Annotated in this window: 13 protein-coding genes; 3 read left to right on the plus strand and 10 right to left on the minus strand. The window is 64.7% G+C overall.

The features are described 5' to 3' along the window. Window positions 1-127 precede the first annotated feature (127 nt). Both CAG41_RS07485 and CAG41_RS07490 read right to left on the minus strand, forming a co-directional pair. Window positions 128-1,687 (minus strand): AmpG family muropeptide MFS transporter, encoded by a 1,560-nt coding sequence (locus tag CAG41_RS07485; protein WP_085581568.1) that lies wholly within the window; start codon window positions 1,685-1,687, stop codon window positions 128-130. A gap of 43 nt (window positions 1,688-1,730) precedes the next feature. Next, window positions 1,731-2,084, minus strand: coding sequence for an MGMT family protein (locus tag CAG41_RS07490; protein WP_085581570.1), 354 nt, complete (start codon window positions 2,082-2,084; stop codon window positions 1,731-1,733). A gap of 178 nt (window positions 2,085-2,262) precedes the next feature. On the opposite strand from CAG41_RS07490, the gene CAG41_RS07495 reads away from it, so the two are divergent. After that, on the plus strand, window positions 2,263-3,270 hold the full coding sequence (locus tag CAG41_RS07495; protein WP_085581572.1) for a DUF481 domain-containing protein: 1,008 nt from the start codon (window positions 2,263-2,265) through the stop codon (window positions 3,268-3,270). A gap of 118 nt (window positions 3,271-3,388) precedes the next feature. Here the strand turns inward: CAG41_RS07495 and CAG41_RS07500 are convergent, their stop codons facing one another. Then, window positions 3,389-3,598 carry a cold-shock protein gene (locus CAG41_RS07500; RefSeq protein ID WP_017902777.1) on the minus strand — a complete coding sequence of 70 codons (210 nt, stop codon included), beginning with the start codon at window positions 3,596-3,598 and terminating at the stop codon, window positions 3,389-3,391. A gap of 353 nt (window positions 3,599-3,951) precedes the next feature. On the opposite strand from CAG41_RS07500, the gene dcd reads away from it, so the two are divergent. Together dcd and CAG41_RS07510 are read left to right on the plus strand one after the other, a co-directional pair. Continuing rightward, the gene (gene dcd / locus CAG41_RS07505; RefSeq protein ID WP_085581574.1) at window positions 3,952-4,518 is read left to right on the plus strand and encodes a dCTP deaminase; all 567 of its coding nucleotides are present in this window, start codon (window positions 3,952-3,954) and stop codon (window positions 4,516-4,518) included. 107 nt (window positions 4,519-4,625) lie between these two features. Next, window positions 4,626-4,835 (plus strand): hypothetical protein, encoded by a 210-nt coding sequence (locus CAG41_RS07510; protein ID WP_085581576.1) that lies wholly within the window; start codon window positions 4,626-4,628, stop codon window positions 4,833-4,835. A 79-nt stretch (window positions 4,836-4,914) separates the two neighbouring features. Here CAG41_RS07510 and CAG41_RS07515 read toward each other — a convergent pair whose 3' ends face one another. From CAG41_RS07515 to CAG41_RS07545, 7 genes are all read right to left on the minus strand, one after another. Beyond that, entirely contained in the window at window positions 4,915-5,679 is a 765-nt protein-coding gene (locus tag CAG41_RS07515) for an ABC transporter ATP-binding protein (RefSeq protein WP_085581578.1), read from the minus strand. Window positions 5,680-5,692: 13 nt separating this feature from the next. Further along, window positions 5,693-6,811: a succinylglutamate desuccinylase/aspartoacylase family protein gene (locus CAG41_RS07520; protein ID WP_085706819.1), complete on the minus strand. Its 1,119-nt coding sequence runs from the start codon at window positions 6,809-6,811 to the stop codon at window positions 5,693-5,695. 12 nt (window positions 6,812-6,823) lie between these two features. Then, entirely contained in the window at window positions 6,824-7,534 is a 711-nt protein-coding gene (locus CAG41_RS07525) for an ABC transporter permease (RefSeq protein WP_085581582.1), read from the minus strand. Then, window positions 7,531-8,259 carry an ABC transporter permease gene (locus CAG41_RS07530; RefSeq protein ID WP_085581584.1) on the minus strand — a complete coding sequence of 243 codons (729 nt, stop codon included), beginning with the start codon at window positions 8,257-8,259 and terminating at the stop codon, window positions 7,531-7,533. Before CAG41_RS07530 ends, CAG41_RS07525 begins: the two co-directional genes overlap by 4 nt. 56 nt (window positions 8,260-8,315) lie before the next feature. Further along, complete coding sequence (locus CAG41_RS07535; protein ID WP_085581586.1) at window positions 8,316-9,098, minus strand: transporter substrate-binding domain-containing protein; 783 nt, start codon at window positions 9,096-9,098, stop codon at window positions 8,316-8,318. Between the two features lie 227 nt (window positions 9,099-9,325). Next, window positions 9,326-10,978 carry an ATP-dependent DNA ligase gene (locus CAG41_RS07540; RefSeq protein WP_085637348.1) on the minus strand — a complete coding sequence of 551 codons (1,653 nt, stop codon included), beginning with the start codon at window positions 10,976-10,978 and terminating at the stop codon, window positions 9,326-9,328. Further along, window positions 10,975-11,997, minus strand: a complete 1,023-nt coding sequence (locus CAG41_RS07545) for a ligase-associated DNA damage response exonuclease (RefSeq protein ID WP_085581590.1) — start codon at window positions 11,995-11,997, stop codon at window positions 10,975-10,977. The genes CAG41_RS07540 and CAG41_RS07545 overlap by 4 nt, the downstream gene beginning before the upstream one ends. Window position 11,998: the final 1 nt, after the last annotated feature.

The raw sequence follows: 11,998 nt of genomic DNA on the forward strand, positions 1-11,998 counted from the left end.
TGGCCGTTGTCGGTTGCTGAGACTGGAAATAGACGGAGCATTGTACGGGCGAGATTTGCTGACGTACAGGCGTGCGGCCGGCGGCGGGGCAGAACGGCGGGATTCGTCCCGCCTTTGGCGAAATGCCCTACGACTCTTCCGCGACCGGCGCCTGCACGGGCTCGGGCGTCGGCGTCGGGCCTTCGCGGCGGCTTTCCTGGAACCAGTGCAGGGCGATCAGCACCAGGGTCGGCACACCGAGCATCGCGGTGATCAGGAAGAAGTTGTGGTAGCCGAACTTCTCGACCATCACCCCGGAATAGCCGCCGATCAGCCGCGGCAGCAGGAGCATGATCGAGCTGAGCAGGGCGTACTGGGTGGCGGAGAACTTGAGGTTGGTCAGGCTCGACAGGTACGCGACGAACGCCGAGGTGGCCAGGCCGGAGCTGAAGTTGTCCAGGGAGATGGTCAGCACCAGCATCTTCAGGTTCGGGCCCATGTCGGCCAGCATCAGGAACAGCAGGTTGGTGGCCGCCGAGGCCGCGCCGCCGATGAACAGGATCGGCAGGATGCCGAAACGCACGATCAGCAGGCCGCCCATGCCGGCGCCGACGAGGGTCATGATCAGGCCGAAGATCTTGCTGACGCTGGCGATCTGGTCCTTGGTGAAGCCCTGGTCGATGTAGAACACGTTGGCCATCACGCCCATCACCGTGTCGGACATCCGGTAGGTGGCGATCAGCCCAAGCAGCAGCAGGGCCTGCCAGCGGTAGCGCAGGATGAAGTCGTTGACCGGCGTCAGCACCGGCGCCAGGCCCCGGCGGCCCATGGCCGACAGGCACAGGCAGGTGAGGGTGGTGTAGAGGATCGCCCGCAGGAACGCGCGGTCCTCCAGCAGCAGGTCGAGCAGGCTGACGCCTTCGAACAGCACGCTGGCGAAGTCGGTGTTGTAGAGCTGGGTGAACATCGCCGGCACGGACACCAGCAGGATGATCAGCACGAACACCGACATCAGCTGGTGCATGAACGTGTAGCGGCCGGCCTGCAGTTGGGTGCGCAGCGGCACGGGCGGCTCGCGCATCAGCAGGGAGGTCAGCAGCGCCGGCACCATCAGGACGCCGAACAGGACGTAGGTGCCGGTCCAGGCTGAATGCTGGTAGTTGAAGCCGGTGGAGCCGAAGCCTTCGGCGAAGAACAGTGCACCGGCGGTCGCCAGCAGGGCTGCGACCCGGTAGCCGGACATGTAGCTGGCGGCGAGCGCGGCCTGGCGGTTGTCGTCCGCGATCTCCAGGCGATAGGCGTCCACGGCGATGTCCTGGGTGGCGGAGGCGAACGCGACGAGGACGGCGATGGCGATCAGCCAGGACAGGTGCTTCTGCGGATCGCAGAAACCCATGCCGACCAGGCCGAGGATCACCAGCGACTGCGACAGCACCAGCCAGGAGCGGCGACGCCCCAGTTTGCCCAGCAGCGGCAGGCGCCATTGGTCGAGCAGCGGCGACCAGACCCACTTGAACGCATAGGCCAGGCCGATCAGGCTCGCGTAGCCGATGGTTTCGCGGGCCACGCCGGCTTCGCGCAGCCAGACCGACAGCGTTGAAAACACCAGCATGTACGGCAGGCCGGCGGCGAAACCCAGCAACAACAGCACGAGCGTCGAAGGACTGGCATAGGCGGCGAGCGCGGCGCGCCAGGTTTTACGGGGCATGGGCTGAAGTCTGCCTCAAGATTGCGAAAACAAAGCGCGCACTCTAACCGCTGTGCTCTACCGGACGCCAGCCATGGCGCCGAATATCCACACGATTGTTCAGGACGGTGACCCCTTCCATGCGCAACCGCGCCCGTTGTTCGTCCCCCGATGGGCTGCCGGCCGGGAGGCTGATGCGGCCGCCGGCGCCGAGCACGCGGTGCCACGGCAGCCGGGTGTCGCCGGGCAGTTGGCTCAGGGTGCGGCCGACCCAGCGGGCGGCGCGCCCCAACCCGGCCAGTTCGGCCAATTGACCATAGCTGACGACCTTGCCTTCGGGCACTTGGGCCAGGGTCGAGTAGAGCGCCGTGCGTCGGATTTGCGCCTGGCTTTCGTCGGTTGGGTTCGGGTCTGTCACGTCTGCGGTTCCTGCGCGGTTGTGCAAAACAATCGCCTCGATGCCTTTAAGCCTAATCGGTGCAGGGCCAATTGAGAAATGAACTCAACAGAAATAGTCATGTCAGTCGTTGTCAGGGACTTATTCCTACGGATAATGCCGACCTTTTTTCCCGCAAACTCGAGCCCCCGATTCGCTTATGTTGTCCAGAACCCTGCTGTGCCTCGCTGTCTTCAGCGCATCCACCCCCCTGCTTGCCGATACCGTCTGGTTGAACAACGGCGACAAGCTGAGCGGCAAGATCACGCTGTTCGACGGCGGCAAGCTGTTGATCCAGACCCCGTACGCCGGTGCCGTCACGATCGACTGGAAACAGGTCAAGACCCTGGAGAGCGATCAGGAACTGCTGGTCAAGCAGGATGCCTACAGCGGCGAGAAGGCCAAGTCGCTGAGCGCCGCCGGCGACGGCAAGGTCACCCTGGCCAACGGCGAGGCGCCGAAGACCGTCGAACTGGCGAGCATCCAGCAGATCCTCAAGCCCAAGCCTGTGGTCGAGGATCTGGTGTGGAAGGGCAACGTCGACCTGGCCCTGGATTACCAGCGGGCCGAAAAGGACACCGACGACTACGACATCGGCTTCAAGACCTCTGCGCGCCACGGCCGCTGGCGGCACACCGGTGAAGGCGAATACAACCGCGAGGTGCAGGATGACGTCACCACCACCGACAACTGGCGCGCCGAGTACTCCCTCGACCGCTTCCTCACCGATCAGTGGTTCTGGCGAGGCCGCCTGAGCTACAAGCGCGACCACATCGAAGAGCTGGCGCGCCAGCGGGTGGTCGGCACCGGTCCAGGCTACCAGTTCTGGGACGACGAGCTGGGGGCGTTCTCCCTGGGCTCGCTGTTCAACCGCACCGACTATGAGTACCGCGACGGCAGCAAGGACAATTTCTACTCGGTGGCGGTGAAGTGGGACTACAACCGCTACCTGATCGGCAAGAAGGTGGAGTTCTTCACCAACGGCGAAGTCGGCAAGCCGTTGTCCGATGTCGCGAACTACGCCCTGGATGCGGAGATGGGCCTGCGCTACAAGGTCACCGACTGGGCCTCGCTGAACGTCAAGGCCGAGCGCGACATCATCAGCGGCACCAACGATGCGGACCTGAACAAGACCCGCTACACCGCCGGGTTCGGTGTGGCCTGGTAACGCCGCCCACAAAAAAACGCAGCCGTCGGGCTGCGTTTTTTTTGCCTGCGCCATAAGCAGGCGCCCACAAAAAAGCCCCGCGTTGAGGGCGGGGCTCTTTTTTCGCTAAAGCGACAAGTTAGATAACTTGTACTTCTTCAGCTTGCATGCCTTTCTGACCGCGGGTAGCGATGAAAGAAACCTGCTGGCCTTCTTTCAGGGTTTTGAAACCGTCAGCCTGGATGGCTTTGAAGTGTACGAACAGATCGTCACCGGATTGTGGGGTGATGAAGCCGAAGCCTTTCTCATCGTTGAACCACTTAACGGTACCGGTTTGGCGATTGGACATGGTGAAACTCCTTGGACAAAGATTACTGCGACTCAGGAAGAACCCTGGCCGAGACTGAGTGCAAAGAGCAGGAAAAATTCTTGTAGACGGTTGGATCGAAATTCAACATATCGTGGAGAGATTCTCAGTGACACAAGCAGCACAGTGGCGCCACCTTAACCCTTTTTCATGAACGTGCCAATGCTTCTTGCGAAGGTTTCTCCGTTTTCGGGACCGGCGGTGTGACGGTTCGTCGCCAGGCCCCGTGAAACCTGGCGATGGGGGGATAATCGCGCCCCGGACTTTGAACCCGGCGACGCGCCCGGTAAGATGCCGGACAGATTTTTTCCACCTCGCTATTCAGGACACCCGCCATGAGCATCAAATCGGACAAGTGGATTCGCCGCATGGCGCAGGAACACGGCATGATCGAACCGTTCGTCGAGCGCCAGATGCGCGGCAGCGACGACAGCCGAGTGATTTCCTACGGTGTGTCGAGCTACGGCTACGACGTGCGTTGCACCAATCATTTCAAGGTGTTCACCAACATCAATTCGGCCATCGTCGATCCTAAGAACTTCGACGCCGGCAGCTTCGTCGACATTCACAGCGACGTGTGCATCATTCCGCCGAACTCCTTCGCCCTGGCCAGCACCGTCGAGTACTTCCGCATTCCGCGCAACGTGCTGACCATCTGCCTGGGCAAGAGCACCTATGCCCGCTGCGGCATCATCGTCAACGTCACGCCGCTGGAACCCGAGTGGGAAGGCCACGTGACCCTGGAATTCTCGAACACCACCAACCTGCCGGCGAAGATCTACGCCAACGAAGGCGTGGCGCAGATGCTGTTCCTGGAATCCGACGAGCAATGCGAAGTCTCCTACAAGGATCGCGGCGGCAAGTATCAGGGCCAGCGCGGCGTGACCCTGCCGCGCACCTGATCCGTCCGTCCGGCATTTGCCGGGAATTCTTCGGCGGGTGGACACTCTATGGGGTGTACCGCCCGTTTTGCCTTGCGCAGAGCGGGCCTTCGCCGAGGAGGGCCCCCATGAAGATCGATCCGCGAATCACCGCCGAACTGGCAAGGCTCGAGCCCAATCAGGTCGGGGTATTGGCCTGGTCGTTGCTGGCGCAACCGCCCGTCGGCATGGCCGGGGGCATTCCCGGTCAACCCGACCCCGATACGCCCAACGAACAGCCGACCGAACCCGGTGAGCCCACCTTGCCGGACGAACCGCCGCCGGCGCCTGTCGCTTGAACCGTCGCCCGAACGAACGGCCGGTCAACGGAAGCCGAAAAGGTTTCCGCTGACCGGCCGTTGCGTTTTCAGGGACGGTTCACTTGAGGTTGCCGCTGAGGAACTGCTTCAGCCGCTCGCTCCTGGGGTTGCCCAGCACGTCCTCCGGCGCGCCTTCTTCCTCCACCAACCCTTGGTGCAGGAACAGCACCTGGCTGGACACCTTGCGCGCGAAGCTCATTTCGTGGGTCACCATGATCATGGTGCGGCCCTCGTCGGCCAGGCCTTGGATCACCTTGAGCACCTCGCCGACCAGTTCCGGGTCGAGGGCCGAGGTCGGCTCGTCGAACAGCATCACCTCCGGCTCCATCGCCAGCGCCCGGGCGATGGCCACCCGTTGCTGCTGGCCGCCGGAAAGGAACGCCGGGTACTGGTCGGCCACCCGCGCCGGCAGGCCGACCTTGTCCAGGTAGCGGCGGGCGCGGTCTTCGGCCTCGGCCTTGGCGCAGCCCAGCACCCGGCGCGGGGCCATGGTGATGTTCTCCAGCACGGTCATGTGGCTCCACAGGTTGAAGTGCTGGAACACCATGGCCAGGCGGGTGCGCAGGCGCTGCAGTTCGTCCGGGTCGGCGACGTGCATGCCGTGGCGGTCGGTGGCCATGCGGATCGGCTGGCCGTCGAGGCTCATCGCGCCGCTGTTGGGCTGTTCGAGGAAGTTGATGCAGCGCAGGAAGGTGCTCTTGCCCGAGCCACTGGCGCCGATCAGGCTGATCACGTCGCCGGTCTTGGCCTTGAGCGAAACGCCTTTGAGCACCTGATGGTCGCCGTAGCTCTTGTGCAGGTCTTCAACAGTCAGTTTGTACATGGAACAGGCATCCTCAAGGCGAAAGCAGATAGCCGCTGCGGTAGGCTTCGGCGCCGGCCACATGGGCGACGACCATGCCGGCGGTGGCCATGCGGCGCAGCGAGCGCGCGTACAGCAGGCCGGCGACGGTGCAGTGGACGGGGGTCACGCGGTCGGTGATCGGGTCGATGATGTCGGCGATCTGTTGGCCGGCCTCCAGGTACTGGCCCGGCGTGGCGGTGAACACCAGCAGCCCGCCGACCGGCGTGGCGACCGGCTCGACCCCGGCCAGCGGCGTGGCCGGGAAGGGCAGCGGCGGCAGCGGCACCGGTTCGCCGGCGATCGCGCCGAAGTGGGTCAGGTAATCGATCAGCGCCTGGCTGTCCTGTTCGGCCAGCGGATGGCTGACGTCGCCCTGGCCGCGCAGTTCGACGGTCACCGAAAAGCTGCCGGGCGGAATGTCGAAGCGTTCGCCGAAGCGCTCTTGCAGCTGCCACCAGAGCAGCGTGAAGCATTCGTCGAACGACTGGCCGCCGGAGTCGGTGGCCAGCAGGCTGGCCTGGGAGCCGATGGAGCGCGCCAGCGGTTCGACCTGCGGCCAGGCCTCGGGCGTGGTGTAGAGGTGGGTGACGGCCTCGAAGTCGCAGTGCAGGTCCAGCACCATGTCCGCATCGCAGGCCAGCCGCTGCAGGGTCAGGCGCTGGGATTGCAGTTGGGTGGCGGCAGTCTGGCGATCAAGGGCTGCACGCAGGCTGGCGCGGATCAGTTCGAGGTTGCGCCGGGGATCGTCGCCCAGCCGCTCGGCGATGTCGTTGCCGATCTCTTCGCTGAGGTCGACGAACCAGCGGTTGAAGTTCTGCCCGCTCTCCAGCTCGTAGCGGCCCAGCGGCACGTCCATCAGCACCTGTTCGAGGCCGACCGGGTTGGCCACCGGCACCAGCACGATTTCGCTGCGCAGGCGGCCGGCGGCCTCCAGCTCCGTCAGCCGTCGCTTGAGGTGCCAGGCCACCAGCATGCCGGGCAGTTCGTCGGCGTGCAGCGAGGACTGGATGTAGATCTTGCCTTGGCCCTTCTGCGGGCCGAAGTGGAAGCTGTGGATCTGGCGCGCGGTCCCCGGCAGCGGGGCCAGCAGCTCATGTATCTGATGGCGCATTGCAAAGGTGTCCTAGTGGGTCGGCCCGAGGAAGGCCAGCCATCGGCGTTCGGCGAGGCGGAACAGGCCGACCAGCGCAAAGGTGACGGTCAGGTAGATCAGGGCGGCGATGCCGAACGACTGGAAGGTCAGGAAGGTCGCCGAGTTGGCGTCCCGCGCGACTTTCAGGATGTCCGGGATGGTCGCGGTGAAGGCCACGGTGGTCGAGTGCAGCATCAGGATCACTTCGTTGCTGTAGTACGGCAGCGAACGGCGCAGGGCCGACGGCATGATCACGTAGGCGTACAGTTTCCAGCCGGTCAGGCCGTAGGCCTTGGCCGCTTCGACTTCGCCGTGGTTCATGCTGCGGATCGCCCCGGCGAAGATCTCCGTGGTGTAGGCGCAGGTGTTGAGGGCAAAGGCCAGGATCGTGCAGTTCATCGCATCGCGGAAGAAACTGTCGAGCACCGGCTGGGCGCGCACGGCGGCCAGGCTGTAGATCCCGGTGTAGCAGATCAGCAGCTGGATGTAGAGCGGCGTGCCGCGGAACAGGTAGGTGTAGAACTGCACCGGCCAGCGGATGTAGAAGTGCGGCGAGACCCGGGCGATGGACAGCGGGATCGAGGTAATGAAGCCGATGAAGATCGAGGCGCTGAGCAGCCAGAGGGTCATGGCCAGCCCGGTGATGTTGTTGCCGTCGGTATAAAGGAAGGCTTTCCAGTAATCCTGCAGGAGTTCGATCATCGGATGGCCTCCCGGGCCCCGGCGGCGTAGCGGCGTTCAAGCTTGCGCAGGATGAAGTTGGAGGCGCTGGTGATCAGCAGATAGATCAAGGCGGCCAGCACCAGGAAGTAGAACAGCTGATAGGTGCTCTTGCCGGCGTCCTGGGCGGCCTTGACCAGGTCGGCCAGGCCGATGATCGACACCAGCGCGGTGGCCTTGAGCATCACCATCCAGTTGTTGCCGATGCCCGGCAGGGCGAAACGCATCATTTGCGGGAACACCACGAAGCGGAAACGCTGGCCGCGCTTGAGGCCGTAGGCGGTGGCGGCTTCGACCTGGCCCCGGGGCACCGCGAGGATCGCGCCGCGGAAGGTTTCGGTGAAATACGCGCCGTAGATGAAGCCCAGGGTCAGCACGCCGGCGCTGAACGGGTCGATCTCGATGTATTCCCATTCCATGTAATCGGTGAGGGAGGTCAGCCAGGTCTGCAGGCTGTAGAAGATCAGCAGCATCAGCACCAGGTCCGGCACCCCGCGGATCAGCGTGGTGTAGAGCTGGGCGGGCAGGCGCACCAGCTTGACCTTCGACAGTTTGGCGCTGGCGCCGATCAGGCCGAGCAGCACGGCCACCAGCAGCGACAGCGCCGACAATTTGATGGTCATCCAGGTGCCTTCCCACAGCAACGGGCCGAAGCCCTTGAGGCTGAAGGCGGAAAGCCCCAGATTCTGTAATAGGTTTTCGAACATGAATCAGCAACCTGAACGGATGAGAAAGGCGCCCATCCGGGATGGGCGCCGTGGCATTACTTGCCGCTGTACAGATTCAGATCACCGAAGTGTTTCTTTTGAATCTCTGCGTATTTGCCATCATCGTGTAACGCTTTGATACCTTTATCCAAAAGCGCTTTCAGCTCGGTGTTACCTTTCTTAATACCGACAGCGGTCTTGGACGGCAGCAGTTTGTCGTCCACCGGCTTGCTCACTTCATAGTCGGCGCCCTGCGGCGACTTCAGGAAACCCAGCTCGGCCTGCAGCATGTCCTGGATCGAGGCGTCCAGGCGACCGGAGACCAGGTCGGCGTACACCTGGTCCTGGTTGGCGTAGGCTTGGGTCTTCACGCCGGCCTTGTCCAGCACGGCCTTGGCGTAGGCTTCCTGGATGGTGCCTTGCTCGTAGCCGACGGTCTTGCCCTTGAGCGACGCGGTGTCGGTGGTGATGCCGGCGCCTTTCTTGTACACGAAGGAGGTCGGGCCGGAGAACAGCTCGTTGGAGAAGTCGATGACCTTCTCGCGGGCCTCGGTCACGGTCATCGACGAGATCACGCCGTCGAACTTGTTGGCCTTGAGGCCCGGGATCATGCCGTCGAAGTCGCTTTCGACCCACTTGCACTTGACCTTGAGCTCGGCGCAGATCGCGTTGCCCAGGTCGATGTCGAAGCCCACCAGGCTGCCGTCGGCCGCTTTCGACTCGAACGGCGCGTAGGAAGGGTCAACGCCAAACCGCAGCTCCTTGTACTCCTTGGCCAGCGTGGAACCGGCAGCCATGCACAACGCCAGTGCAGAAAGGGTCAGCAATGCTTTTTTCATTATTCAATCCCTAAGAACCAATAAGAGCGCTTGTGGGCGCAGAAGTATTGTTACTGGAACGCTTACGACCTATAGAAAGTAGCAATTTCCGAACCAGAGTCCCGAACAAGTGTTTTAAAAGGTGTAGGAAGGGACGGCGCGGGGGATCGGTGCACGGAATCGGGCAGGTGCGATGCGCCGCACCGTTTTGTGACAGCCGTGGTGAGTGACGCTCGTGCGGCGAGGGATCAGGTCAGCAGGTTCTGCAAGGTGGCCAGGTCGTCGGCCTCGTCCACGCTCTTGTCCTGGCGCCAGCGCAGCATGCGCGGGAAGCGCACGGCGATGCCGCTTTTGTGCCGGCGCGAGAGGGCGATGCCTTCGAAGCCCAGTTCGAACACCAGGCTGGGCGTGACGCTGCTGACCGGGCCGAACTTCTCCACGGTGGTCTTGCGCACGATGATGTCGACCTGGCGCATTTCCTCGTCGGTCAGCCCCGAGTAGGCCTTGGCGAACGGCACCAGCGAGCGCTGGCCGGCGCCGGACGGGCCGTCCCACACCGCGAAGGTGTAGTCGCTGTAGAGGCTCGCGCGCCGGCCCTGGCCGCGCTGGGCGTAGATCAGCACCGCATCGACGCTGAACGGATCGACCTTCCATTTCCACCACACACCCATGTCCTTGGTGCGGCCCACGCCGTACAGCGCATCGCGGGCCTTGAGCATCATGCCTTCCACCCCCAGGCGCCGCGACGCCTCGCGCTGGCGAGCCAGGCCTGCCCAGTCGTCGGCGGTGAGGATCGGCGAGAGCCGCAGAACCGGATCGGCGCAGCCTGCGATGACCTGCTCCAGCTGTTCGCGCCGTTGGCTTTGCGGCCGATTGCGCCAATCCTCGCCCTGCCACTCCAGCAGGTCATAGGCGATCATCGCCACCGGGGCGTCCTCGAGGATTTTCTTGTCCAGGCGCTTGCGGCCGATCCGTTGCTGGAGCAGGGCGAACGGCTGCACCGACGGCGACCCCGGGGTGTCTTTCCAGACCACGATTTCGCCGTCGATCACAGTGCCGTCGGGCAAGCCGCGGAGCAGGCCGCCCAGTTCCGGGAAGCGTTCGGTCACCAGTTCCTCACCCCGCGACCAGATCCACAGCCGGCCGTCGCGCCGCACCGCCTGGGCGCGGATGCCGTCCCACTTCCATTCCACCTGCCAACCGGCGGGCGGGCCCAGCAGCGCCTCGAACTGCTCCGGCGGCTGCGACAGGGCATGGGCAAGGAAGAACGGATAGGGCTGGCCGCCGCGCCGGGCGTGCTCTTCGCTGGATTCGGGGGCGATCAGTTGCAGGTAGCGCGCCGCGTCAGGCCGGTTGGCGAGGTCGGTGTAGCCCACCAGCCGCTGCGCCACGCGTTTGCTGTCGAGCCCGGCCAGGGCGGCCAGGGCACGGGTCACCAGCAGCTTCGAGACGCCGACCCGGAAGCTGCCGGTGATCAGCTTGATGCACAGCATCAGGCCCGGCCGGTCCAGCTGTGCCCACAGCGCCGGCAGTTGCCGGGCCAGGTACTCCGGGGTTTCGCCGCGCAGCGGCAAGAGCTTGCGTTCGATCCACTCGGCCAGGCCCTCCTCGGAGATGTCCGGGTTCTGCGGCAGCACCAGCGAGAGGGTTTCCGCCAGGTCCCCGACCGCCTGATAGCACTCTTCGAACAGCCACGGCGCCAACCCCGACCGCTCCACCGCCAGATCCCGCAGGGTCCGCACCGGCACCAGCTGCCGGGGACGTCCGCCGGCGAGGAAATACACGGCCCAAGCCGCATCCTGCGGCGCCGCCCGGGTGAAATACGCTTGCATGGCGGCGAGCTTGGCATTGCTGGAGGTGCTGGTGTCGAGCTCGGCATACAGGCGGGCGAAGTCTTTCATGGCTGCACCTGGGCGATGGCCGGGCTGTCGTCTTCGTCGTCGCCGTATTCCGTGCTGAAGGCTTGGGCGTCCAGCCCTTGTTCGCGCAGGTGCCGCACCAGCGTGCCGACCGCGCCGTGGGTGACCTTCACGCGTTCGGCGCCGGTCTGGCCGATGGCCCAGAGCAGGCCGGGCCAGTCAGCGTGGTCCGACAGCACGAAGCCCCGGTCCACGCCGCGCCGCCGCCGGGGGCCCCGCAGGCGCATCCAGCCGCTGGCGAAGCCGTCGCTGTAGTCGCCGAAACGGCGCATCCAACTGCTGCCGCCCGCCTGGGGCGGGGCAATGATCAGGGCCTGGCGCAGCAACGGGTCGTTCTTCTGCACGTCACCGGCGTAGCGCGTCGGCGGCAGATGAACGCCGGCCTCGCGGTAGACCCGGTTCAGCGGCTCGACCGCGCCGTGGCAGAGGATCGGCCCGAGCGACGGGTCGATGCCGTGCAGAATCCGCTGCGCCTTGCCGAACGCATAGCACAGCAGCACGCTGGCCTTGCCGGCGCAGGTGTTCGCCTGCCACCACCGGTTGATGTCGGCGAACACCTCGGCCTGCGGCTGCCAGCGGTAGATCGGCAGGCCGAAGGTCGATTCGGTGATGAAAGTGTGGCAGCGCACCGGTTCGAACGGGGCGCAGGTGCCGTCGGCCTCGATCTTGTAGTCGCCGGAGGCGACCCAGACTTCGCCGCCGTATTCCAGCCGGATCTGCGCCGATCCCAGCACATGGCCGGCGGGATGGAAGCTCAAGGTGACGCCGTGGTGGGTCAGGCGCTGGCCGTAGGGCAGGGTCTGCAGGTTGATGTCCGGGCCCAGGCGTGCGCGCAGGACTGCGGCGCTGGCGCTGCTGGCCAGGTAATGCCGGTTGCCGGTGCGGGCATGGTCGCCGTGGGCATGGGTGATCACCGAGCGTTCGACCGGCCGCCACGGGTCGATATAGAAATCCCCGGCAGGGCAGTACAAGCCTTCCGGACGCGCGATGACAAGCTCCATG

The sequence above is a fragment of the Pseudomonas sp. B35(2017) genome, assembly GCF_002113645.1.
Lineage (GTDB): Bacteria > Pseudomonadota > Gammaproteobacteria > Pseudomonadales > Pseudomonadaceae > Aquipseudomonas > Aquipseudomonas ekonensis.

What these genes read in the sequence shown, in the direction of transcription:
- CAG41_RS07485 (WP_085581568.1), bottom strand. Translation starts at nt 1,687, where the DNA reads ATGCCCCGTAAAACCTGGCGCGCCGCGCTCGCCGCCTATGCCAGTCCT.
- CAG41_RS07520 (WP_085706819.1), bottom strand. Translation starts at nt 6,811, where the DNA reads ATGCGCCATCAGATACATGAGCTGCTGGCCCCGCTGCCGGGGACCGCG.
- CAG41_RS07525 (WP_085581582.1), bottom strand. Translation starts at nt 7,534, where the DNA reads ATGATCGAACTCCTGCAGGATTACTGGAAAGCCTTCCTTTATACCGAC.
- CAG41_RS07540 (WP_085637348.1), bottom strand. Translation starts at nt 10,978, where the DNA reads ATGAAAGACTTCGCCCGCCTGTATGCCGAGCTCGACACCAGCACCTCC.
- CAG41_RS07495 (WP_085581572.1), top strand. Translation starts at nt 2,263, where the DNA reads ATGTTGTCCAGAACCCTGCTGTGCCTCGCTGTCTTCAGCGCATCCACC.
- CAG41_RS07530 (WP_085581584.1), bottom strand. Translation starts at nt 8,259, where the DNA reads ATGTTCGAAAACCTATTACAGAATCTGGGGCTTTCCGCCTTCAGCCTC.
- CAG41_RS07500 (WP_017902777.1), bottom strand. Translation starts at nt 3,598, where the DNA reads ATGTCCAATCGCCAAACCGGTACCGTTAAGTGGTTCAACGATGAGAAA.
- CAG41_RS07515 (WP_085581578.1), bottom strand. Translation starts at nt 5,679, where the DNA reads ATGTACAAACTGACTGTTGAAGACCTGCACAAGAGCTACGGCGACCAT.
- CAG41_RS07545 (WP_085581590.1), bottom strand. Translation starts at nt 11,997, where the DNA reads ATGGAGCTTGTCATCGCGCGTCCGGAAGGCTTGTACTGCCCTGCCGGG.
- CAG41_RS07510 (WP_085581576.1), top strand. Translation starts at nt 4,626, where the DNA reads ATGAAGATCGATCCGCGAATCACCGCCGAACTGGCAAGGCTCGAGCCC.
- dcd (WP_085581574.1), top strand. Translation starts at nt 3,952, where the DNA reads ATGAGCATCAAATCGGACAAGTGGATTCGCCGCATGGCGCAGGAACAC.
- CAG41_RS07535 (WP_085581586.1), bottom strand. Translation starts at nt 9,098, where the DNA reads ATGAAAAAAGCATTGCTGACCCTTTCTGCACTGGCGTTGTGCATGGCT.